The organism is Chitinophaga sp. RCC_12, assembly GCF_041360695.1.
Taxonomy (GTDB): domain Bacteria; phylum Bacteroidota; class Bacteroidia; order Chitinophagales; family Chitinophagaceae; genus Chitinophaga.
Genome location: NZ_JBFUPS010000001.1, coordinates 191,213 through 214,787, shown reverse-complemented (window position 1 = coordinate 214,787; position 23,575 = coordinate 191,213). Strand labels below are relative to the sequence as shown.

22 protein-coding genes are annotated in these 23,575 nt (G+C 46.3%); 15 read left to right on the top strand and 7 right to left on the bottom strand.

Annotation, left to right across the window (positions count from 1 at the left end):
• Nucleotides 1-5 precede the first annotated feature (5 nt).
• Both AB6805_RS00875 and AB6805_RS00870 read left to right on the top strand, forming a co-directional pair.
• Nucleotides 6-1,013: a bestrophin family protein gene (locus AB6805_RS00875; RefSeq protein WP_370907573.1), complete on the top strand. Its 1,008-nt coding sequence runs from the start codon at nt 6-8 to the stop codon at nt 1,011-1,013.
• Between the two features lie 30 nt (nt 1,014-1,043).
• Nucleotides 1,044-1,715: a succinate dehydrogenase cytochrome b subunit gene (locus AB6805_RS00870; RefSeq protein ID WP_370907572.1), complete on the top strand. Its 672-nt coding sequence runs from the start codon at nt 1,044-1,046 to the stop codon at nt 1,713-1,715.
• A gap of 100 nt (nt 1,716-1,815) precedes the next feature.
• Here AB6805_RS00870 and AB6805_RS00865 read toward each other — a convergent pair whose 3' ends face one another.
• Nucleotides 1,816-2,571 carry a hypothetical protein gene (locus AB6805_RS00865; RefSeq protein ID WP_370907571.1) on the bottom strand — a complete coding sequence of 252 codons (756 nt, stop codon included), beginning with the start codon at nt 2,569-2,571 and terminating at the stop codon, nt 1,816-1,818.
• Between the two features lie 236 nt (nt 2,572-2,807).
• Nucleotides 2,808-3,185: a hypothetical protein gene (locus AB6805_RS00860; protein ID WP_370907570.1), complete on the bottom strand. Its 378-nt coding sequence runs from the start codon at nt 3,183-3,185 to the stop codon at nt 2,808-2,810.
• 328 nt (nt 3,186-3,513) lie between these two features.
• Between AB6805_RS00860 and AB6805_RS00855 the strand changes: the two genes are divergently transcribed.
• Nucleotides 3,514-4,185: a class I SAM-dependent methyltransferase gene (locus tag AB6805_RS00855; protein WP_370907569.1), complete on the top strand. Its 672-nt coding sequence runs from the start codon at nt 3,514-3,516 to the stop codon at nt 4,183-4,185.
• On the opposite strand, the gene AB6805_RS00850 is transcribed toward AB6805_RS00855, so the two are convergent.
• A complete protein-coding gene (locus tag AB6805_RS00850) occupies nt 4,163-4,594 on the bottom strand; it encodes a hypothetical protein (RefSeq protein ID WP_370907568.1) in 432 nt (143 codons plus the stop codon). The two genes, AB6805_RS00855 and AB6805_RS00850, sit on opposite strands and share 23 nt — an antisense overlap.
• A gap of 137 nt (nt 4,595-4,731) precedes the next feature.
• Here AB6805_RS00850 and AB6805_RS00845 point away from each other — a divergent pair, with 137 nt between their 5' ends.
• Both AB6805_RS00845 and AB6805_RS00840 read left to right on the top strand, forming a co-directional pair.
• A complete protein-coding gene (locus AB6805_RS00845; RefSeq protein ID WP_370907567.1) occupies nt 4,732-5,070 on the top strand; it encodes a winged helix-turn-helix transcriptional regulator in 339 nt (112 codons plus the stop codon).
• A 32-nt stretch (nt 5,071-5,102) separates the two neighbouring features.
• Nucleotides 5,103-6,005 (top strand): hypothetical protein, encoded by a 903-nt coding sequence (locus AB6805_RS00840; protein ID WP_370907566.1) that lies wholly within the window; start codon nt 5,103-5,105, stop codon nt 6,003-6,005.
• A gap of 14 nt (nt 6,006-6,019) precedes the next feature.
• Here AB6805_RS00840 and AB6805_RS00835 read toward each other — a convergent pair whose 3' ends face one another.
• A complete protein-coding gene (locus AB6805_RS00835) occupies nt 6,020-7,285 on the bottom strand; it encodes an LVIVD repeat-containing protein (RefSeq protein ID WP_370907565.1) in 1,266 nt (421 codons plus the stop codon).
• Between the two features lie 163 nt (nt 7,286-7,448).
• Here AB6805_RS00835 and AB6805_RS00830 point away from each other — a divergent pair, with 163 nt between their 5' ends.
• The 7 genes from AB6805_RS00830 to AB6805_RS00800 all read left to right on the top strand — a co-directional run bounded on the left by AB6805_RS00830 (nt 7,449) and on the right by AB6805_RS00800 (nt 17,153).
• Complete coding sequence (locus tag AB6805_RS00830) at nt 7,449-8,420, top strand: DUF1080 domain-containing protein (RefSeq protein WP_370907564.1); 972 nt, start codon at nt 7,449-7,451, stop codon at nt 8,418-8,420.
• 347 nt (nt 8,421-8,767) lie between these two features.
• On the top strand, nt 8,768-9,091 hold the full coding sequence (locus tag AB6805_RS00825; RefSeq protein WP_370907563.1) for a S24 family peptidase: 324 nt from the start codon (nt 8,768-8,770) through the stop codon (nt 9,089-9,091).
• A gap of 64 nt (nt 9,092-9,155) precedes the next feature.
• The gene (locus tag AB6805_RS00820) at nt 9,156-10,130 is read left to right on the top strand and encodes a hypothetical protein (protein ID WP_370907562.1); all 975 of its coding nucleotides are present in this window, start codon (nt 9,156-9,158) and stop codon (nt 10,128-10,130) included.
• A gap of 10 nt (nt 10,131-10,140) precedes the next feature.
• Entirely contained in the window at nt 10,141-10,875 is a 735-nt protein-coding gene (locus tag AB6805_RS00815) for a hypothetical protein (RefSeq protein WP_370907561.1), read from the top strand.
• A gap of 110 nt (nt 10,876-10,985) precedes the next feature.
• Complete coding sequence (locus tag AB6805_RS00810; protein ID WP_370907560.1) at nt 10,986-12,038, top strand: chemotaxis protein CheB; 1,053 nt, start codon at nt 10,986-10,988, stop codon at nt 12,036-12,038.
• 114 nt (nt 12,039-12,152) lie between these two features.
• A complete protein-coding gene (locus AB6805_RS00805; RefSeq protein WP_370907559.1) occupies nt 12,153-16,664 on the top strand; it encodes a CheR family methyltransferase in 4,512 nt (1,503 codons plus the stop codon).
• A 126-nt stretch (nt 16,665-16,790) separates the two neighbouring features.
• Nucleotides 16,791-17,153 (top strand): response regulator, encoded by a 363-nt coding sequence (locus tag AB6805_RS00800; protein ID WP_370907558.1) that lies wholly within the window; start codon nt 16,791-16,793, stop codon nt 17,151-17,153.
• Nucleotides 17,154-17,198: 45 nt separating this feature from the next.
• Here AB6805_RS00800 and AB6805_RS00795 read toward each other — a convergent pair whose 3' ends face one another.
• On the bottom strand, nt 17,199-18,185 hold the full coding sequence (locus AB6805_RS00795; RefSeq protein WP_370907557.1) for a metallophosphoesterase: 987 nt from the start codon (nt 18,183-18,185) through the stop codon (nt 17,199-17,201).
• A 121-nt stretch (nt 18,186-18,306) separates the two neighbouring features.
• Between AB6805_RS00795 and AB6805_RS00790 the strand changes: the two genes are divergently transcribed.
• From AB6805_RS00790 to AB6805_RS00780, 3 genes are all read left to right on the top strand, one after another.
• Nucleotides 18,307-19,413 carry a calcium:proton antiporter gene (locus AB6805_RS00790; RefSeq protein WP_370907556.1) on the top strand — a complete coding sequence of 369 codons (1,107 nt, stop codon included), beginning with the start codon at nt 18,307-18,309 and terminating at the stop codon, nt 19,411-19,413.
• A gap of 101 nt (nt 19,414-19,514) precedes the next feature.
• Entirely contained in the window at nt 19,515-20,453 is a 939-nt protein-coding gene (locus AB6805_RS00785) for an alpha/beta hydrolase (RefSeq protein ID WP_370907555.1), read from the top strand.
• A 95-nt stretch (nt 20,454-20,548) separates the two neighbouring features.
• Nucleotides 20,549-21,133, top strand: coding sequence for a PhnA domain-containing protein (locus AB6805_RS00780; RefSeq protein ID WP_370907554.1), 585 nt, complete (start codon nt 20,549-20,551; stop codon nt 21,131-21,133).
• Nucleotides 21,134-21,172: 39 nt separating this feature from the next.
• Here AB6805_RS00780 and AB6805_RS00775 read toward each other — a convergent pair whose 3' ends face one another.
• Together AB6805_RS00775 and AB6805_RS00770 are read right to left on the bottom strand one after the other, a co-directional pair.
• The gene (locus tag AB6805_RS00775; protein ID WP_370907553.1) at nt 21,173-22,393 is read right to left on the bottom strand and encodes a glycosyltransferase family 87 protein; all 1,221 of its coding nucleotides are present in this window, start codon (nt 22,391-22,393) and stop codon (nt 21,173-21,175) included.
• A 197-nt stretch (nt 22,394-22,590) separates the two neighbouring features.
• Nucleotides 22,591-23,574: a transglutaminase domain-containing protein gene (locus AB6805_RS00770; RefSeq protein WP_370907552.1), complete on the bottom strand. Its 984-nt coding sequence runs from the start codon at nt 23,572-23,574 to the stop codon at nt 22,591-22,593.
• Nucleotide 23,575: the final 1 nt, after the last annotated feature.

Genomic DNA, 23,575 nt, shown 5'->3' with positions numbered 1-23,575 from the left:
GAAATATGCATGTAGGTAAATCATACAAATTCGGGGAATTTCTCTTCTGGACACGGAGGAAGGTATATGTTTTGCTGGTTTTGAGCATTGTGCCCGTGGTGCTGTACGAAACATGCGGCCTGGAATGGATCAGTATTCCCTGGACGGTAGTGGCTTTATTAGGTACTGCCACAGCGTTTACGGTGGGTTTCAAAAATACGCAGACCTATAACCGCACGAATGAAGCACAACAGGTTTGGACCTCTATCGTAAGTCTCAGCAGGTCGTGGGGAATATTCAGCAGGGATTTTTTTAGTAGCCCGGCTACCACAAAGGAACTGATCTACCGCCATATGGCCTGGTTAACGGCATTGCGGTATGAGATGCGGTCGCCACGTCCCTGGGAAACGGTCGATAAAAAGCACAATACAGAGTACCAGCGACTTTTTCGCGTGGCAGAAAGGGAAACACCATTGGAAGCCGAGCTGGGAAAATATATTTCCAACGAAGAACTGCAGGAGGTGTTGGCTGCCAGTAGTATTACCGCCCGTATTTTGTCGAACCAGGGCAAGCTGCTGCGAATATGCTATGATGAGCAGCAGATGCAGATTGCGCAGTTTCTCGAAATGGAGAAGGGGCTGAAAGAGTTTTATATCAGCCAGGCTAAAAGCGAGCAGTTGAAAAACAGTCCGTATCCGCGGCAATACGCCATCGTTAACCGTTTTTTTATCAGGCTATTTTGCCTGCTGCTGCCGTTTGGATTGCTGAAGGATTTCGATCAGTTCAATGAGTTAGTGGATGGAGTGATGAAAGGACACATGGTGTGGTTGGTGGTTCCGTTCAGCATCATGATTTCCTGGATGTATACGTCGCTGGAACAAATCGGGGAAAGCACCGAGAATCCTTTTGAAGGCAGCGCGAACGATGTACCGCTGACCAAAATATGCCGCGACATTGAAATAGAATTGCGCGAATTGTTGGAAGAAAAAGATCTTCCTCCTAAATTGTATCCTCAGAATAATATCCTGCTGTAACTGCTTTTGCAGTCAAAAATATTCTTTATCATGAATTGGTTTATAAGATTTTTCTCAAGTTCTATCGGAAAAAAATTCCTTGTGGCAACAACGGGGCTGTTTTTAATCAGTTTTCTGGTGGTACATTGTTTGGTTAATGCGGCCATCTTTTATAATGACGGGGGTAAAACCTTTACCATCTGGGCGCATTTTATGGCCACCAACGTGGTTATCCGGACGATTGAGATCGTATTGGTGCTTGCTTTTATTGCGCACATCGTACAGGGCTTGTGGTTATGGAAAACCAACCGGGATGCCCGCCCGGTAAAATACCTGGTAAACAAGCCCGGCGCCAACAGCACCTGGTATAGCAGGAGCATGGCGTTGCTGGGAACGATCATTCTATTGTTCCTGGTGGTGCATACTTCTAATTTCTGGATTCCGAACCGGACCAACCAGTTTTTACATGGGGAGGAGTTGCCGTTGTATGAAATGATGCTGGAAAAATTTCAGCATCCGGTAGAAGTGATCATATATCTTGTTGGCTGCTTTTCGCTTTTCTGGCACCTGCTGCATGGATTTAAAAGCGCTTTTCAATCGCTGGGATTAAATCATGTGAAGTATAATGCGCTCATCAATTACTCCGGTACTGCATTTGCCGTTATTGTACCGTTTATACTGGCCATGATGCCGGTGTCTATTTACCTGCACTGGATAAGGTAAGCGTTTTGATTAAGACATCTTTTAAAGATGTTATTTCACAAAAGAAAAAGCCTTCAGGTCATTAAACCTGAAGGCTTTTCTAATGAAAGCAACTGCCGCTTTAAAACTTAATCAGCAGCTTTTCAGAAATGAGCTTATTATCTTTATAGTACTCGAAATACCAGTCTCCGTTTTTCTTCAGCACTATTCCATGAGATGCGTCATTATCGGCAATAAAATAATCCTGCACGGAGGTTTTCAGCAGCGTTAGCACTTTTTTCGGAGAGGTGTCAATTAACTGGAACCCGTTTGCTGTTGGCTGGGCATATAAAGTACCAGCGGCTTCTTTTGTTTCTGCTACCGCGGGTGCAGGTGTGTTGGCAGGTGCGGGAACCGGGGCAGGAGCCACGGTGGGCGCAACGGCCTGCTGAGGCGCTTCAGCGGTGGTGCCGTCATACGCATATGGTACGTCATTCAGGGACGTAAAGGCATCTCTTAAAGCAAGATTATAGGAAGCTGCAAATTCTTTTTCCCGGCTTTTGCCTTCTTTACTTTTAAAAATGACATTGCCTTTGCAGTCTTTTAATAAAAGCGTAAGGTTGGTGACAAACAGTCCTTTTTTCTGCACCACATCCGCATTCAGAGCATTGCACCTGTTGCCGGCCAGTTCTCTTGGTATTTCTGAATTGTCGAAATAAACGGTAAATCCTTTTTCTTCCAGCAACGATTTAGCGACTGTGTTTAACCCATACTGGTTATCTTCCCGGGAGAAATTGAACCTTTCCGGTATCACCACGTATTTGTAATTATTAATTGTGCTCTGGGCATACCCGGAAAATGAAGCGAGCAAAAGAATGATTAAAGCGTATCTTCTCATAAAGTATTTTGTATTCTAGATTACGACGAATATATACAAAATAATGATCAAAATCAGCAGAATCCCGGAACCAGCGGACACACTGCTGCATCCTCCGGTCCCGGGACCTTAAGGCACTTCTTTGTGCACCTTGTAATAAATCGTTTTTAAATTGATTACAGAAATAGAAAAAAGTTAAGCCCGGACAGATGTAGGTCGCTTATAACGTGTAACGTTGCATGGTTATTTACATCATACTATCTGCCGCAGTCAGCTGTCCAGGACCGGCCGTCCCTTGCAAAACCTATCATGAGCTTGTCCTTATTGATCGTAATAAGACCGGTACCTGAAGATCCCACACTGACCATTGTGTTATCGTCCTTCCGCTCAAACTGAACACCGGTAAGGTCTGGAATGCCGTCGGAAAATCTGAAGTCATACCGGGTACCCACCTTTGTAACGAAAACGCTGCCATTGTCCTGGCTGATGTTTTTTTCCGAGTCAACATACCCGATCTTTCCCCTGAATGTACCAGCAAAGATATCAGTGTCTGCAGGGTCGGTGTCCTTACTGCAAGAAGCAAAAAGGATGGCCGATAACAATAACACACCAATGACGCTAAGAATCGATTTCATAAACTGTTTTTTTGGTTATTCAATAAAGATTTAAAATCCAAAAATGCAATTAACATACCAGAAGCGCTTTTCAACGGAGCAGGTTCTTCTATGTATCAGACTATCATTGGGTTTGCGGGGTCATGCAGGGGAAACGGCAGTTGTGTGAGCCCATACACAAAATGGGTAAGTATGTTCTTGCTATGGATGTAATTCAGCCGGCAAAAGTGGACTGAAACGTTATATTTCGTAATTTGTTAGTATAAGGTATTTATAGAAATAAATACCCGGAAAATAGCCTCCCGTGCAGAGAGCGCTTAAGTAATTATCACACCATCAAAATTAAATCATGGATCAATCAACAAAAATAACTACCTCCTGGCATGCCAATGCCGACAACTGGATTGCGTCCATTGATAATGCTGAAATTGAATCGAGAATACTGGCGACTAATGATGCCATTGTAAACACCATTTGTTCCCACAATATTCAATCAATAATAGATATCGGCTGCGGCGAGGGATGGCTCACCCGTTGTTTGCAAAGCAAAGGAAAAACGGCTTTTGGTGTGGATGCTGTAAGCGCATTGATAGAAAATGCCATTGAAAAAGGTGGAGAGCATTATGCAGTAGCCAGTTTCAATGACCTGGCCACCGGTAAATATACAATAGGAAACAAGCCCGGAGCAGCGGTCATTAATTTTGCGCTGCTGGATAAAACAGATTCGGATGCACTGTTGAAAAATATCAATAAACTCATTGTGCCCGGCGGCCTGGTGTTCATTCAAACATTGCATCCATCCGCGATTGCGCAGCAGGAACCTTATGTTTCCGGTTGGAAGGAAGGGAGTTGGAAAGGTTTGAAAAGAGATTTTCAGCAGCCCTATGAATGGTATTTCAGAACATTGGGCGAATGGGCGTCGCTGTTCAGCGAAGCAGGGTTAACAATCCGGGATATTGAAGAACCATTGCATCCTCAAAGCCAAAGCCCTGTATCCATTATTTTTGTACTGAAGACATAGTGCTTTCATTTTCCGGATCGTTCGCTGTTACGTTATTGGCTATCACCATAGATAACGGCAGAAACATCTCCCTGGACCTTAAAAACATGGCAATCCAGAGTATGACCAGGAACACAGCGGAAGCAAAGGGCTGCGCACCGGATATTTCCAGGCATAGGGCGCCGCCGAAATAACAGCTGGCTAACAGAAACCCGGTTTTATTTGTTACCGGGTAAAGCAGCAGCGCAGCAATGATTAGTTCTGTGATGCCAAGTGCTTTTATATAATTGCCAAATCCCGATTTGTTCAGGAATTGCATTACTGATGCAGGTTCCGCTCCCATTAGTTTCATTACTCCGCCCATAACAAGTACTATGGCAGGAATGGCCATCAGCACCGTAGATAGGATACGCTTCGTTTTGACTGTCATCGTTATTTTTTAAGGCTGTTAATAATTATGCGGCAAAAGTATCTACATTTGCTATACAGCTGATAGTACTATCCCATCGGATAGCGCTATCCATCGGGATAGTAACGGGAAACATCGGTTGAAATAAAAGAAAAAAAATGCTGACACGAGAAGGATGCCCCCATAATGTACTTGCAATAAAAGACGCGCTGGACGCCCTGGAAGGCAAATGGAAGCTGCTTATTATGCTTTCTTTGTCCACAGGAAACAAGCGCTTTAAACAAATATCAAAGGACGTGGGCGGTATTACAGATAAAACGCTGTCGAAGGAATTAAAAACGCTGGAAGCGAATAAACTGATAAAAAGAGAAGTACATAATACCTTTCCGCCTACTGTTGAATATTCCATCACCCGGCATGGAACATCTATCGAAAAAGTGCTGGACTCATTGTATAACTGGGGATTGGAACATAGAAAACAGGTGATAGGAAAGTAACTCCTCTTAAATATAACAGCGATCCTGCAAAGATGACCATTTTTGAGCTACAACTGTATATTGAGGAAGCAGAGAAAAATCCGGTGCTCTACCAGGAGCGGGAATTTGATCTGCGTATGGAGGTCATTGACTTCATCGACTTCCAGGTGATTGAGCGGATTAACGAACTCCTGTTGAACGCGCCCCAACCGGATCCACTACTGTTGCTCAGGAACCGCGCTGAGAAAGTAAAATCCAGGCTGGAAGGAATTGATGTTAACCTGTTTCAGCAACTTCAGCGAACGATCCGTACAACCTTATTTACAATGAACGGGTTCAAACACCTGGTGAATAAATACGTGGATATTAACCCGGATGATAACGGGCACCGGGAAGAAGCAGGGTATGATAACCTCGATATTTTTATCAATGGATTATCCCCGCTGCAAACAATGCCGGAGCAGACCAGGGACCTTGAACCTGAAATGGTTTATTATCAGAAAACACCGGCGAGGATCGTGTTCGAACTGGTAGAGAAAGTTCCTTTCACAAAAGAAGATGTCTTTTTTGATATTGGCGCCGGCCTGGGACAGGTAGCTATCCTCGTACATCTACTCACCGGCATCGCCACCAGGGGAATAGAATTTGAACCGGCCTTCTGCGATTATGCAGCAGCCTGCGCTGCCGCACTCCATCTGCCGGCTGTTACATTTATAAATGTGGATGCGCGGGAAGCCGACTATGCTGAAGGAACCGTGTTTTTTATGTTTACTCCATTCAAAGGCGAAATCCTGCAGGAGGTTTTATCGATCCTGCAAAAAGAATCGGTAAAGAGAAAAATCAGGCTCATTACCTACGGACCCTGTACTTCCCACGTAGCATTGGAAAGCTGGTTGTATGTTGCCACACCAGCGGATAATAATATGTATAAACTGGCTGTTTTTAATAGTTATTAACAGGAAAGTCCCTGTTAATATGGATTACCCTTTACGTTTATTTTGCTTAACAGCTGCGGGTTGGCGATGGAACTGTAGTTGTATTGATAAATGCCATCCCTTGCGCTCACCAGCAGGCGGTGCTGGCCTTCAAAAGGAATTACGTCGTATGTCTCCGGCCCTGTTACCAGCTTTGCAGTGGTGATATTAGTAACATTTGTGGCGTCCATGAAGCGAAGTCCGTACTGGCCCTCACAAATGAAAAGCTTCCCGTTGTCAATACCTAAACCGTGTGGGTTGCTCATTTCGGTAGTGCTCAATTTTATGGGATGATCCACATTGCTCACATCAAATACCTGCAGTTGATTGAAATTGCCTGCGCAGGCTGCACCGCTTCTGATGGTTACATATGCCCTGTTGCCTTCTACCACTACTGGGTCGCATGCCCTGAAATGTGTTACCATAGAGCGTTTGGACGGTGCCGCCGGATTGGCGATGTCATAAATGAACATGGCGTTCTGGCTGCCAATAAAAAGATATTCGCCATAAGGAAATATGGTTTCAATAAAGGCATTAAAGGTTTGGAGGCTTTTAAACACGGGGTTAGCGGCATCCGAGAGATCAAATGTTTTTAACTGCGAGTAGTTAACCGTATAGAGGTAATCTTTGGCGATGGTAAACCGGGCCATGGATCCGCCTTTGCCGGTACCAGACAGATTTTTATAAGAGGAGGCCACTTCTGCGCTGGCAAGATATTGTATGTTGGGATCCGGATCGCAATCACAATAACTGGTATCCCTGGTGGTATAACCAATCACGATGCTGTCACGGTTATAGGGCCATCCTACCAGCAGGCCGTTTGCGTTGGCCGGCAAACTGGTGGCTTCCGGCACACGTTTAACAAACCTGATGTTGCGCGGATCGCGGATGTTGAATACAATCAGGTCAGTATAGCTGTCGGCATACAGGAAGTCCCCTTTTATAGCGATATCGATATTTCCCATCACATTGATAAAAGAAACTTTCTGAGGAGACGACGGGTTACTGTTATCTATAATGTGGATGCCGGTGTAGGGTTCATTCACAAAAATATACTGGTCTTTCACATAGATCTTGCCCGTACGGTCAATCTCCTTTGGCGCTTCCGATTTGATGGAGGCCCAATAGTCGGTCAGCGCCATCATAACGGGAATATTTATTTTGGTTTGGATCATTTTGGTGCACTTGTCCTTTGTGCATCCGCCCAGTACCAGGATAACCGCGAGAATAAACGGGAATTTAATATAGGTAGAAATATGCATGGGGAAGAGCTTTGATTGTTTAACGCGGGCCCAGGAATAAATGTTACAGGAGGGATATACCGGTAAGCATCACGATAATTATAGATAAACCCGATAAAGTGCTATAAGAAGCAGGATCAAATATTTATCTTTATAGCTTTCTTCAATAAACATGGACATGAACATGAATAGAAAAAGTATTATCGCAGGTCTGATATGCTGCATGGGGCTGGGATTAACTCATCCTTCCGGTGTTATGGCACAGGTATCAGCCATTAAGAACGAAGCTGTTAAAGGCGGGGCCCTGATTGGCGCCTGGGATATCAAGGTCAGCGAAAATGGAGTAGATAAGCCCTCCTGGCTGGAAGTGGAGCTTTCCGGTTTTAAAACCCTGGTAGGTCGCTTCGTAAGCACCGGCGGAAGCGCCAGGCCTATCTCTAAAGTAAATTTTGACAACGGCAGGTTCAGCTTCTCCATCCCGCCACAATGGGAAAAGGAAGACCGTGACCTGACGCTGGAAGGCACCGTAACCGATGCCGGAATAAGCGGTACAATTCATACCAGCGACGGACAGTCCTATGCTTTCACCGGTGTAAAAGCGCCGGATCTGAAAAGAACGGCAGCACCAACCTGGGGTAAACCAGTAAAACTGTTTAACGGGAAGGACCTCACCGGCTGGAAAGCCCTGGGTCAGAACCAATGGATCGTTAAGGACGGTATCCTTACCAGTCCGCATTCCGGCGCTAACCTGATCTCTGAACAGAAGTTCACCGACTTTAAGCTGCATGTGGAATTCCGCTACCAGGCAGGTAGCAATAGCGGTGTTTACCTGAGGGGCCGCTACGAAACACAGATCATCGACAATCCTAAAACAGATCCGCCATCCAGTCACCTGTTTGGTGGCGTATACGGATTCCTGGTGCCAAACGACATGGTGGTACTTGGCCCCGGTCAATGGCAAACTTTTGATATTACCCTGGTAGGTCGCCTGGTAACGGTTGTTGCCAATGGCAAAACCATCATATGCAACGCCGCCATTCCCGGTATTACCGGCGGTGCACTGGATAGCAATGAAGGTGAACCCGGCCCCATCTATTTCCAGGGAGATCACGGTCCTATTGAATTCAGGAACATCGTCATTACCCCTGCAAAATAAAAAAGCATAAAAAAAACGTGATACGATTTAAGTATCACGTTTTTTTTATCCCGGAGAATAGAAATTTTATTACTTTTGCGACAGTTGTTCTTTATAGAAAATGCCCCGGCAGTATCCCCAAATAGTTTGATACCTGCGCTGCCCGCAGGTTTTGTTATTTCACAGCATACCATTTGTTATACCCGCCTATCTTGTGTAGCCCAACAGTGTTTCACCATCATGCTTATAATTGAATTTGCCCGCTTCAGTTAACCGTTCCCGCATATTGGCTTCAGTAACTCCATACGCCTGCACTAGGATCATTTACTATATGGTCATCCATTTTTATTCAATCAATTTAAAACAACATGAACAAGTACGAAAGATTAAAGTCCGGATTGGAAACCACCGGCACAGGAAAAATGAAAGCCTTTGGCTCCTCTATGTTACCCATTTTAAAAAGCGGCACCCTGCTCACCTTCATAAAGCAAGCGGAATACGCCATTGGCGATATCGTGTTTTGCAAGGTAAAAGGCCGCTACATCGACGCGCACAAGGTGATCAAAAAAGACACCAACAAAGGTTACCTCATAGCCAATAATCACGGTTTTGAAAATGGCTGGACGAAGGTGATCTATGGCCGAGTGATTCTCGGTGAATATGAAAATAAGGTGATCTATAAAAAAGATTGAACCCGTAGTGTCTTTTACAGGTGGTAAGCATCTTTCCCTTAAATTTAATAATTAAATTAGCTGAATGAAAGGTTTTTGGAGTTACTTCTGGTTCATTTACATGCTTTTCTTTGCAATCCCTTTTCCCATGCTCATCTATTACAATACCGGGTATGGCGTAAGTGACGGGGATGGTGGTACGCAGCCCTGGCTGGCGCTCACCTGGTTGGCACTGTCTGTAATACTGTGGGGGATATTGATCCAGCGCTGGTTCAGAAAATGGATTGTATTGCCTTTTATCATGAGGAAAAATATCCTGCGTCTTTTAAAAGAAGGTGTGAGAAAGAATGCGCGTGTGTTAACCAGCAAGGAATTACCCGCTGAAGGTAAGGATGTTGTTACCCGGGAAATCACCTGCTCTCTTGAAAATTTCTGCGGCACCGAAATCACTGAACAGTTACAGGTAAACGATACCAAGCCGGAACTGCACCGTTATGAGGTGGGTAAAACCGTTCCGCTGGTGATTGATGATAAGCTTAAAGCAGTGCCGCATTTAACCCTTGACGGTGTAACAGTGGGAATAAAAGCAGGCCGGATCATCATGATGTGCCTTGCCTGGTTGCTGGTTGTTGCCGCAATAGCCGGCTACTACGTATATTCCTATATGTTAGAGAACCACGGACGGGGCTGGCGCTTTATGGCCTTCTATCATCCGCTTATTTTATGTCCGTTGATTATGCTGGTGAGCGGAATCGGGTTAGGCTGGTTAATAAAACTTTTTACAGGCACGCCAGGTAATGCACTGCAGTTAAAATATTATGGCTTGCGTACAGATGCACAGATAGTTTCTGCGGAGCAAACAGGCACTTATATTAATGAGCAACCCCAGGTACGCTTTGAGTTGCGCTACCAGGATGATGCAGGAAAAACCCATACTGCTTCGTTAAAAAAAATAGTGCCGCTCCTGGATCTGGGCATGACCAGGCAGGCGTCTGTCCCGGTTTTTTATCTGAAAGAAAATCCCGGGCAGGTAATATTTGCCAGTGATATAGCTGATTAAAATTATGAAGATGCGTTTACAAAAGATGACCGGCATTATAGTAGTAGTGATGATGTGTATGTCCTGTAACCAGTTCCGGGAATCCATACACGATACCCTGTATGGTAGCAATACGGACAGCAGCTACAAAGATCTTCCGGCTACCCAGGACGAAACCACCACCACCACCAGTTCCAGCACCAGTGCACACCTGAGTACCAGCACCAGCACTACTGTTGTGGAACATCGCAATGGCACCACGATTATACACAACTCCACTACAACATCCCACGACCATGATTTTCTTAGTAATGCCGCAAAGCTGAATGCTGCCGAACACGCGCTGCGGGAATTGCCGGCCTTTGCAGGTAAAAGTATCCATCTCTACAGATCCATTCATTTTTATAACGACGGACGAATAAATGTGACTGTTCAGCATCCGCAGAATGCCGCCTATATTGACGAATACAACTATAACAACGGCAAATGGGAAGAACCCAAACCAGTGCAGATGTCTGTGCGCGATGATATCAGCAAATCACTGGTTAATCTTGATGAGATCAGTTTTGCCAGCGTCGCTGCCGTATACAGGAACTATCAACGTAAGGCTACAGATATTGCCGGCGCAAAACCCCTTGAACATATTTACGGCATTTTTGGCGGAAACAGTATCAGCTGGTATCCACAGTCCATCAATGGCAGCCGGGAGCGGTATTTTATCAGCTTCACCCCAAATGGCAGCCTGAAAGATTATTACAGGGAGTAGATAAGTAGTTATATAAAGGAAGCACGGCAGTATAATTGGCATAACGGCCTGATTTTAGTGATCAGGCTTTTGGGAAACAGGGTAAAGAACGGATCTGTAAATCTCAGGTTATGCAAACAAGAAACATTATAGTGATAGGTGCTTCTGCAGGTGGCTTTGAGGCCATTAAAACGATTACATCCGGCCTGCCGCCGGATTTCCCCGCCGCCATTTTCATTGTGTGGCATATATCAGCAGATGTAACAGGGGTGCTGCCCCGTATTATCAATAAGCAAAAAAGATTACCCGCCATTAATGCAGTGGATAAAGAGCCGGTTAAGTTAGGGCACATTTATGTGGCGCCACCCGACAGGCACCTTATCCTGGAAAGAGGATGTATGCGTGTAACGCGCGGGCCCAAGGAAAATCGCTTCCGGCCTGCTGTAGATCCGCTTTTCCGCTCGGCCGCCTATGCGTATGGCTCCCGTGTCATTGGGATCATACTCAGCGGCGCGCTCGACGATGGCACGGCAGGACTATGGTCTGTCAAACAACGTGGCGGCCTCACCATTGTGCAAACGCCGGAAGATGCAGAAGTGCCTTCCATGCCGCAACATGCCATACAGGAAGTTGCAGTTGACCATGTAGTGCCGGTATCGGACATTGCCGGGCTGCTGGTGAAGCTAACTGCTGAACCGCTGCCCGACCATAGCGACGAGAAAGATAATAACGAAGCAGTCAGGAAAGAAATTGAGATAGCTGTACATGAGAAGCTGCCGGAGGCCGGAATTATTTTTGGCGATTTAACGGCGTTTTCCTGTCCCGAATGTCATGGCGTGCTGGCCGCGCTGCATGAAGGTGGGCGGCTGCGATACCGGTGCCACACCGGGCATGCGTTCTCTGAAAGCAGCCTGCTGTCGGCCATTACAGAGGATATAGAAAATAATTTGTGGAATACTACACGCGGCCTGGAGGAAAGTGTGAACCTGCTCAATCATATGGGAGATCATTTTGCGGAAATAAATCAGCCTGCACTCGCTGCCATGTATTTTAAAAAAGCAAAAGACGCCACCGGCTTTAATGAGCAAATCCGGACGATGCTGCAGGAAATGGAAACACTCAACGCCGATCTTATAAAACGGGAAACAGCCACACCTTTTAAAAGGCAGCTTCACCCTAAATAGAAAAGGCTTTAAACCAGAGAATAGCAAAATATACATACATAATATTTAAATTGCGACAGTGGATACCATGGCAGTTATCTATCTGCCATATCCGTATCATTTACAAAACATAACATGGAATCTCCTAATTCAACGTTTGCTCCTGGTGAAGAAAGTGAGCAGCAGAAAAAAGACTTTCTGATAATAGGTATTGGGGCCTCATCCGGGGGTATTCAGGCAATGCAGGTTTTTTTTGAGCATGTTCCGGCAGATTCCGGGATGGCCTACGTAGTTATTCTTCATCTCTCTCCTGATCATGATAGTAAATTAGCCCAGGTACTACAGGCTGTTTCCCATATCCCCGTGAGCCAGGTAAAGGAAAAAGTATTAGTAGAACCAGATCATGTTTATGTGATACCTCCCAATAAGCATCTTACTATGGAAGATGGATATATCCTGGTATCCCCTAATATTCAGGTGGAGGAGCGTCGCGCTCCTGTGGATATTTTCTTCCGGTCGCTGGCGGAATCACATGGTGCGAGCGCCGTATGTGTGATCCTTTCAGGTACCGGCGCCAATGGATCCATGGGCCTGAAACGCATTAAGGAACTGGGAGGCGCCGCTTTTGTACAAAATCCCCGGGAGTCGGAGTTTAACGAAATGCCAAGGAACGCGATCATTACCGACCTGGTGGATGAAGTGCTGCCCGTGGCAGAAATTCCACAAAAAATCATCGATTACAGGAATAGCATCGGCACGGTCCGTATACCACTTGGACCGGAAAAAAGACCGGAAAGCCAGCAACAGGCGCTGCGGGAGATCTTTACACAATTGAGGGTAAGAACAGGACATGATTTTTCAAATTACAAACGGCCAACGCTGTTACGCAGGATTGAACGCCGGATCAATATCAGGAACCTGCCCGATCTGCCTTCTTATGCGACATTCCTGCAGGATAACCCGGAAGAAGTGGTGGCATTGCTGAAAGACCTGCTGATATCAGTTACTAATTTTTTCAGAGATAAGAAAGCCTTTGAAATATTAGAGCAACAGGTATTGCCATTGGTGATAAAAGAAAAAACAGCGGAACAACAACTGAGGATCTGGGTAGCCGGTTGCGCCACCGGAGAGGAAGCCTATTCCATTGCAATTTTATGTGCAGAATTGCTGCACAACGAGCTGGAAGCCCCGAAAATACAGATCTTCGCCACAGATATCGACGAAGCGGCGATTAATCATGCAAGGGAGGGGCTTTATACCTTGAACGATGCCGCAGATATTTCCCCTGAAAGGCTGCGGCGCTTCTTCAATAAGGAAGGCGAATCCTATCGCATCAGAAGGGAAATAAGGGAAATGATCCTTTTTGCCAACCATAATTTTTTGAAAGATCCACCTTTTTCCCACCTGGATATTGTTAGCTGCCGGAATGTGCTGATCTATCTGAACCGCACGGCCCAGGAAAGAGCAATGGATACTTTTCACTTTGCATTGAACCAGGGCGGATTCCTACTCCTCGGGTCATCAGAGTCGGCCGATAGCTGGAGCGATTTGTTCCTGCCTTTCAACAGGGAATTTCATATTTTTAAAAGCCGTAAGAAAATGCTCCGTCCTTTCCCGGTACCGGAATCTGTTCCTTCCCTGAAAATTGAACAGCCCCGGTTGGCGCCGGCCACTGTTGAAAGAGAAAACAGGGCGCTCGAACGGATTTCCTTCGGGGAACTGCATCAACGCCTGCTGGAAGAATACGCGCCGCCATCCATACTGATTAATGAAGAATATGAAATTGCACATATATCCGACAGGGCCGGCCGTTATCTCCAGATATCCGGCGGCGAACCGTCACAGAACCTGCTGAAACTGATCCGGCAGGAGCTAAGGCTGGAGCTGCGTTCTGCATTATACCAGGCCGTGCAGCGTAAAACCGCCGTGGAAGCAAGAGGATTGAAAGTAACGGTCAATGATAAAATTGAAACCATCAATATTCATATACGGCCGGTATTACAAGGCAAAGAGGTGGTACGCGGATACATCCTCGTGTTGTTTGAAAAAGTGACAGAAGAGAAGCCGGGAAAGGATGTGATCCTGACCACTGAAGAGCCGGTAGCCCGGCAGCTGGAAGCCGAATTGGTAAACCTGAAGGCACAGCTCAGGGCGTCTAACGAACAACATGAATTCAATGCGGAAGAACTGAAAGCTTCCAATGAAGAACTGCAGGCCATGAACGAAGAACTGCGTTCGGCCGCAGAAGAGCTGGAAACAAGCAAGGAAGAACTACAGTCGATCAATGAAGAACTCCGGACCGTGAACCAGGAGTTGAAAGTAAAGATAGAGGAAACAAGTCTTGCCGGTAATAACCTGCAAAACCTCATCAACTCTGCCAGCATAGGTACTATCTTCCTCGACCGTGGTTTCCGCGTTGCTTTGTTTACCCCGGCTATCAGGGAAATATTCAATCTTATCCCGGCAGATCTGGGCAGGCCGCTGTCTGATATTACCCATCATCTCGAGTATCATCATCTTTTAAATGATGCAGAACTGGTACTGGAGAAGCTTTACGTAATTGAACGGGAAGTAAAAGCCACCTCCGGTAAAGTATTTATTATGCGGGTGTTGCCATACCGTACCGCAGAAGATCATATCAATGGGGTGGTGGTTACGTTTATAGATATTACCTCCAGGAAATTTGCAGAACAGGGATTGGTTGATTCAGAAGAAAAATTCAGGAACTTATTTGAGTCTATTGATGAGGGATTTTGTATTAGTGAAGTAATATTTGATGAGAAAGATAAAGCTATTGATTACAGGATACTTGAAGCAAATGCTGAATTTAAACGGCAGAACAATGTTTCCGATGTAACGGGCAAAACGGCCAGGGAATTGCAACTCGATGTGCACCCGGCGTGGCTGGAATATTTTGGCGCCGTTGCAGCTACCGGTAACAGCAGCCGTTTTGAAGGAAGCGTATCCGCTGGCGGCCGTTGGTATAGTATTTATGCCTCCCGTATTGGCGGCGAGAACAGCAGGGTGATTGCCGTGGTATACGATGATATCACGGACCGTAAATACCGGGAGCTGAACAGCGTATTACTTGCCGGCATTGCGGGCGATATGGTGGTGATGAATAAGGTGGAAGATATAATGGAATCTGCCGGAGAAAGGATCACCCGGCATTTTGGGCTGTCACGGGTCACTTTTTCCTATGCCGATGAACAAGCCGGTGCTATTACTACCATTTATGAAAAGAAGGAGCCCGGTTTGGTAAGCCTCATGGGAGAACAAAGCTTACACGCCTTTATCACCACCGACTTCCTGCGGACCCTGAAAAAAGGGAACCTGGTGGTGGCCAACGATATCGCTACCGATCCGCATATCGCTTCCCAGAAAGGAATGTTCAAAACAAAAAGCGTAGGGGCACAACTAATAGCGCCTTTTGTTGCGGATGGCCATCTCACGTTTATCATTATTATGCAAAAGGAGAAAGCCTATTGCTGGCGCCCGGATGAAACTGCGTTGCTGGAAGAATTGGCCCCCCGTATTTACATGTGCCTGCAAAGGGTACAAAGCGAGGAAGCAGTGAGGCAGTCGGAGGAAAATTACCGTACCCTGCTCACCTCGATGGATGAAGGATTCTATATCGTGGAACCGTTGACTGATAAGAATGAAAAAATAAATGATTTCAGGTTCCAGCAGGTGAATCCTGCGTTATATAAAAATACCGGCTTACAGGAGATCCTGGGAAAAACCTTCCGGGAAATTTTGCCTGATATACCGGAGATTTGGCTGGATATTCACGCGAAAGTGGCTGTCAGCGGGCAACATGTCCGGTTTGAAATGGAAATTAAGAATGAGCCGTTAAAGGGATGGTACGATATTTATATGCAGCGGATAGGCCGGCCGCAACAACAAAGGGTGGCTGTTTTCATCATGAATATCACCGCCCGGAAGAACATGGAGAAACAAAAAGATGAGTTTATCGGTATTGCCAGCCACGAGCTGAAAACGCCGGTTACCAGTATTAAAGCATACGCGGAAGTATTACAGGAAAAATTCAGGGAAACCAATGATGTGGAGAACGTTAACCTGATACAAAAACTGGATCTCCAGATTGACCGGCTTACGGATCTCATTCACCGGATGCTCGATTCCGCGCAGGTATCAGAGGGATTGTTATCCTTGAATACAACGCTTTTTGATATTAACCATCTTATCAAAGAAGAGGTGGAAGATATGCAGCGTTTATCCAGGAGACATCAGCTTGTATTTATACCGGATGAAGCCGTAAAACCCGTTACAGCCGACCGTGGCCGTATTACGGAAGTGTTGGTCAACCTCATTTCAAATGCTGTTAAATACTCACCGGACGGAGGGGAGATAAAGATCACGACCAACCATAACGGGGAGGGCGTAAAAGTAAGCGTGAGCGACCAGGGCATTGGTATTCCGCAAAACCAGATAAAGCATGTATTTGACCGGCTTTTCAGGGTGCAACATCTAAAAATGCATACCTTCCCGGGAATGGGGCTGGGGCTGTATATTTCCGCCGGCATCATCCATCGTCACGGCGGGACCATTGAGGTAGAAAGCGAGAATGGAAAAGGCGCGGTATTTACCTTCATGCTGCCTTATAACGGGAGCCCGTCCAAGTAAATTGAAAGAAAAGGTGTGCTGTGCCAATATTTTAAAGGAAAAACAGTTTTACCTTTACAATCTGATCTGTGGGAGGCATGACCAACGCGTTCCCGATGTGAATGTTCATGAAATAAAACAATCCACATGTGGAAAATTCTGGTTGTAGATGACAATCCTGATATCCTTGAAGCAGTATCCCTCGTCCTTTCCAGAAAGAACATGGACGTTATGACCCTGGAAGACCCTGCAAAGCTTCATCAGAGTATCACGCAGTTCGCTCCTGACCTGCTGCTGATGGATATTGCCATGGGCAATTATGACGGGCGGAATTTATGCAGGGAAATTAAAACTTCGCCTGACGAAGCAAAGTTGCCGGTTATCCTTTTCTCCGCCAGGAACTATCCTGAAGAATCCATCAGCCAATGTAAAGCCGATAGTTTGTTAGCAAAACCTTTCCGCATTAACGAACTGTATGAGGTAGTGTACAGCCTGTTGCCTACAGGCTGATGGCTGAAAACGTTTCCGGCGTCGGTTTAAAAATGCGCCTTGTTGTCACGGCTTCTCTTTCCGTGAAAATAACCGGATAGCGTGATCGCTGATACTGGTGGGAAACTGCGCTTTTATTTTTTCGGGTACCTCATCGCGATAACGGGTAGTCCGGCCTTCAATACGCATCCATCCCGACGGATCAAGGGTTACAAAAGCATAGAGTGAGTCGGCGTAAAAATGAGCGCCTGAATCGGTGTACACATACGTAGCACTGTTCAGCAGGATATAATGTACACCATTTCTTTCTCCATACCGGTCGTCGTGATCATGACCCATAAACACGGCAGTTACCCGGGAATTTTTACCCTGTTGTTTTGCTGTGAGGTTCGCTTCATCAAAAATGCCCAGGATTTCATCTGCATTTCCGAGCTCCTGGAAAAAGTCGCTCAGGAAAACCGGTTGATGCATAAAAACAATAACAGGATATTCCGCTGCTGCCAGGTCGTGTTTCAGCCACGCCAGTTGCGGGGCGTCGGTGAAACTCCGCAGCGGAGAAGGGAGTGGTCCCCAGTTACTGTTATTGTAATCTTCCAGTGTTTTATCTTCTTTCAGCAAAAAATTCCGGTCCATCACCACAAAATGATAACCGCCCTGATCAAACGAGTAATAAGGTTTTTCCATGCCCCATAACTTCATGATTGTGGCTTTGTCACATACATCCATATCATGATTGCCCAGCACGTGATATTTGGGCCCACTGAACCGGTTCCATTCAGTCATGATACCTTCTGATTTTGCCGGACGGCAAAAATCTCCGCATTGTATGATAAAATCCGGATCAGCTTTCATTACCGCATCCATAAAGGATTTCAACCGTGACTCTTCCGATTTCCCGAACTGCAGGTGATGCAGATCAGAAATAACGCCGAAGCGGAGCAGTTTATTCCCGGCTGCAGGTGCACTAACGGGCATGGATAATGTGCGGGAGGCCAGTAGCAATCCGGTTCCGGACAGGCCTAAGTTTTTGATGAAATTTCTACGTTTCAACATGTTCACTGTTTTTACTAAACTTTAGGAAGATAGGATATTCTTAGGAGCATAAATCATTTGCCTGCAAATTCTCTCCGTTGCTGAATGCGGCCATGTGCCTAAAGTTTTGTAAATTAAACAAATGGCATTCAATCACTTTCTCTACAGGAAATGGAAAATTACGCTCCCGTTATGGTGTCTTATCAGTCCTCTAATCGGGTTGGTATTATTAGGATTCGCAGGAGAGCAAAATGGCGTTTTATCGGCGGTGATGGGACTATCCCTTATCGCTGTGGTATTATCTGCCGTGCATCATGCGGAAGTAGTAGCGCATAAGGTAGGAGAGCCTTATGGTACGCTCATCCTGGCACTGGCAATTACAGTGATAGAAGTATCACTGATTGTATCCATCATGTTGAATAAAGCGGACCAGGGCTCAACGCTCGCAAGAGATACCGTGTTCGCCGCCATTATGCTGATCCTTTCCGGTATCATCGGCATGTCGTTGTTTATAGGTGGCTATCGTTTCAAAGAGCAGGCGTTTATAAAAGCCGGTGTCAGCGCCGCATTGGTCGCGTTAACGGCGATCGCCGTCTTAACCCTCGTCTTACCAAATTATACGACTACCGAAGCGGGGCCTGTTTATTCAAACAGCCAGCTGATATTTGTGGCCATCATTTCCCTGGTGTTGTATGGTGGTTTTGTGGCTGTGCAAACCGTCCGGCACCGCGACTATTTCCTGCCTAAAGATGCGCCGCCGGGTGATGAAGATATACATGCTGCTCCGCCTTCCGGACTCACTACTACCGTGAGCCTGGTATTTTTATTAATCGCGCTGGCAGTAGTCGTGTTACTGTCGAAGAAATTATCGCCTGTTATTGAAACCATTGTCGTAAACCTGGGTGCGCCGAAAACCCTGGTAGGCGTTATCATTGCAGCGGTTATCCTGCTGCCGGAGGGGCTGGCAGCTATCAGGGCGGCTTCACAAAACCGGCTGCAAACAAGTTTGAACCTGGCGCTGGGTTCCGCACTCGCGAGTATTGGTCTCACCATTCCGGCTGTAGCCATCGTCTCTTATACGCTGGGCTTCAAAATTACGCTCGGTATCGATGCTAAATCCACGCTGCTGCTTATCCTCTCACTTTTTACCATCAGCATTTCTTTTAACGCGGGAAAAACCAATATCCTGCAGGGAATTGTGCTGCTGGTGATATTGGCTACTTATTTATTTATTACTGTAGTGCCGTAATTGCTATATAAATATTCTTATAGCTAACAATAAACTATATTATTTTCTTTATAGCTATAGGAATGCCAGTTTTGTGATCATAAAACAAATAAGTACATCACATGATCACAGACCTGGCATTTAAACCCGCCGTACAAGCGGCATTAGACTATATCAATCATATCCCCGCTGCTCCTGCACAAACAGATCCTGTTACGGCTGCCCGCGATTTTTACCACCGCTTTATACCGATGGCCGGCACACCCGCAGCTGTGAAAGTGGTGGAAAACTGTACACTGCATACCACTGAAGGCCTGGTAAACGTGCGCATTTACAGGCCATCGGATAAGGCCGGCCTTCCGGTAACCGTTTATTTTCATGGGGGATGGTTTTATATGGGCAGCCTGGATACACACGATACGCCCCTGCGTGCATTGACTAATGCAGCAGATTGTGTGGTGGTATCGGTGGACTATGCCCTGGCGCCGGAACATCCTTTTCCCCGGGGACTGAAACAGGGCATTGCCGTGGTGCAGTGGATCGCAGATCATGCAGGGGAATTAGCGGTGGATGCAAATCGTATAGGCGTAGCCGGTGATAGTGCCGGGGCAGCACTTGCTGCCGTAATTGCCCACCACGCAAAGGAACACGGTGGTCCGGCGCTGCGGTTCCAGGCCCTGATTTACCCGGTTACCGATGCTTCGCTGCAAACCCCATCGTGGAAAGAGTTTGCGGAAGGGTTGAACCTTGATCTGGCGGGGGCGGAGCTGGCGTGGTCTTTATATATTCCCAATCCGAAAAACCGGCAATACCCGGATGCTGCGCCACTACTGGCGCAGGATCTCACAGCACTGCCGCCTGCACTGGTTATTACAGCAGAATATGATCCCTTGCGAGATGAAGGAATAGCCTATGCCGCAGCGCTTCGCAAAAGCGGGGTACCGGTTCAGGAAACCCTGTATAAAGGCATGATCCATGGCTTCTTTCAAATGGGGGGTATGATAGAAGAAGGAAAAATGGCAATAAACGAAACAGCCGCTTTTATCCGCAAACATTTTTAGCCGGGTAGGTTAAATCACTCCAGGCAAATAAGAAAATGGGCATTTCCCGGGACAAAAAACGTTACCTTCGTGCACATTTTTTTATAAAGGATATTATGAAGCTGAACGAACTATTACTAACAAGGAGTGAAAACAAGTGCGAACTATGCAAATCAGAAGAGCCGCTGAATGTATATGAAGTGCCTCCTCAGACCTACAGTGATCAGGATAATTGTATCTTCATCTGTGAGAAATGTCAGTCGCAGATTGAGAAAAAAGCAGAGCTGGATAGTACCCACTGGCATTGCTTAACCGAATCAATGTGGAGCGAAATTCCGGGTGTACAGACTGTTTCCTGGCGCATGTTGAACCGCTTAAAACAGGAAAGCTGGGCGGCAGATAACCTGGAAATGATTTACCTGAACGATGAAGCGCTGGCCTGGGCGAAAGCTACCGGCGATCATGAAAACGATGGCGCGGTGGACCTGCACAGGGATAGCAATGGCGCCATCCTGCAAAACGGCGACACCGTTATTCTTACCAAATCCCTCGATGTGAAAGGTTCTACCTTAAATGCAAAAATGGGTACCGTGGTAAAGAATATCCGTCTCGTGCCGGATAATACAGAACAAATAGAAGGAAAGATAGAAGGACAACTCATCGTGATCCTCACCAAATACGTAAGAAAACAAAACGCATAAAAAAGGGAAGGCTGGATGGCCTTCCCTTTCGTTTTATCTTTATACTGCGCGCTGCAGCTTTTCTGCGGCAATCGTTCCCGGCTCCGGGGAAGTAGCAAAAAATGGTTCCAGCACTATTTTCAGCCATACTATCGAACAGAATACCGCTTTCACAGCATAAGGTTCTACATAAGTTCTGGCAATCCAGTAAGGCGTAATCAGATCGGTAGAAGAGAAGGAGGTGAATACCAGCGTAAGCACCGCCAGTACTGTATTTAATGTGGAAGGCCGCTCCTGCGTAAAGTACCAGATCGCCACACCGGTGAGCGCAATAATATAAGTGGGGGATTCTCCCTTATGGTTAAAGATCACCACCCATATCAGCACAGAAGCCAGCATACTCAGGTTAAATTTCGATTCCCGGTTGTAAAGAATGGGGATGAACGGCAACATGAATACGGCCGCCGCTGAAAGCATGAACAGCTGTTTGGAGATATCCATATCAAACCAGGTATGCCACCATCCCATCACAGACACGCCGTAGGAAGCGGAGTAGTCGTTGGCCAGCAGGTGTCCCCAGCTTTTGTAAAGAAACAGCAGCTGATCCCAGGAAATTACGAGCAAAGGCATCACCGCAATGACAATAGTCCAGAACACCGTGTATAACGCTGCTTTCCAGCGGTCAGGATACAACAGGAACAGCGACATGGCCACGATGCCAAATAATTTGATGTATACGGTCACTACCAGCAGCAATGCTGCCAGCCAGATCTTTTTATTTTCCATGCTATGCCATGCCAGGATGAAAAAGCCTGTGATAAATACGTTGATCTGGGAGCTGGTGAGCGCAATCATCATCTCTATAGCCAAAAATAACAGCAGGATCGATTGCTTTTCTTTCTTTACCGGTAGTGTTCTGATAGCGATAATAAATACCACCACATTCATAATATTCCAGCAAATCAACGCAGGCACGTCCGGCATCCAGGCGAAAGCGCCCATCCACAGGGCAAATGACGGACTGTATTTATACAGGTCGTAATACTGAGATTCGTATAATACGTACAGATCCTGGTTGTGTACCAGGTGCGCGAATGCGTGTTTAAAGATCAGGAAGTTATTATAACGGGTCCATCTTTCCATGTCCTGCGAAGAATACCAGGAATGAAAGGAGATGCCTACCGCCATTAATAAAAATAAAGCATACAGGTATTTCGGCGGAATTTTGCTGATGGTATTACAGAAAGCATCCCAGCGGCCTTTTATGGCTAAGCTTTGCATTGTACTCTTTTAAGTTGTGACAGTTGTAGTGATCGTTCTCCCATAAAGGGTCAAGGCAAAACTATATAAATTTTTCTTTATTTGTGAATTATCAAATTGTTTTAAGATATAAATGAGAATATTGCTTTAGCGGGCCAAACCGGCGCCGGCGGGCCCGGCAGACGATATCCCGCCATTGGCCGGTGTAATCCGGGAATTCATTGCTGTTGTTGCTGTTGCTGTATCATCATTTCTTCCAGGTGGCGCTGATAACTATTTTTTACAGGCTCGGCCGCAACAGTACTGCTCATGGCAGGCTGGGCAGGAAAAAATGGCTCAGGATCAAACTGGTCCTGGTCGTCGTAACCCACTGATACCGTTACATCCAGGGTATGGCCTGCGCCGCCGCTGTATACGCCCTTCACCGGTGAGCAGTCGCTGAAGTTACGCCCTACTGCCAGCTTTACATGGTTCTCCCCCGCGATGCAATTGTTGGTGGGATCCAGCCCCAGCCAGCCATACTCGGGAATGTACACTTCCGCCCAGGCATGGGTGGCGCCCTCGCCCCGCATACCGTTTTTATTCGGGCAAATATACCCGCTCACATACCTCGCCGGAATTTGAGTGAACCGCAGCATCGCGGTTAACAGATGCGCAAAATCCTGGCATACGCCTGCCTGTAACAGCAGGATCTCATCAAGGGTACTGTCGACGGTGGTAACGCCTTTGATATAATCGAAATGCGTGTATACATAATCGCAGAAACGCACCGCTGTTTTGAACGGCGTATCGGTGTCTTCCTTCAGGTCCAGCGAAATTTGCCGTAAAGAGGCCACGCTTTCAAAAAATTCCTGTTTGAGATAATCAATGAATGCTACGTCGTAGCGGATGTCCTCGAGCATCTGCCATTGGGTAGCAGGAAGGAGCACATCGGCGGGCAGCGGCCGCGGAATGGTTTCCACAACAATGGCCGAGAAAATTTTTAATTCATGATGCGGATCCGTTTGGGTGAAAATACCTACTTCATTGCCATAATAATCTTTGAACGTTTCCACTTCCGGGTGACGGGAGATACTCAGATCATGTTTGATCACTCTCTGGTAATCGTCTTTTACAGGATACAAAATGATCTGGTTGGCACTGTCCCGCACCGGTGTTTCATACGTGTAATGCGTGATATGTTTTATTCTGAAAACAGGCATA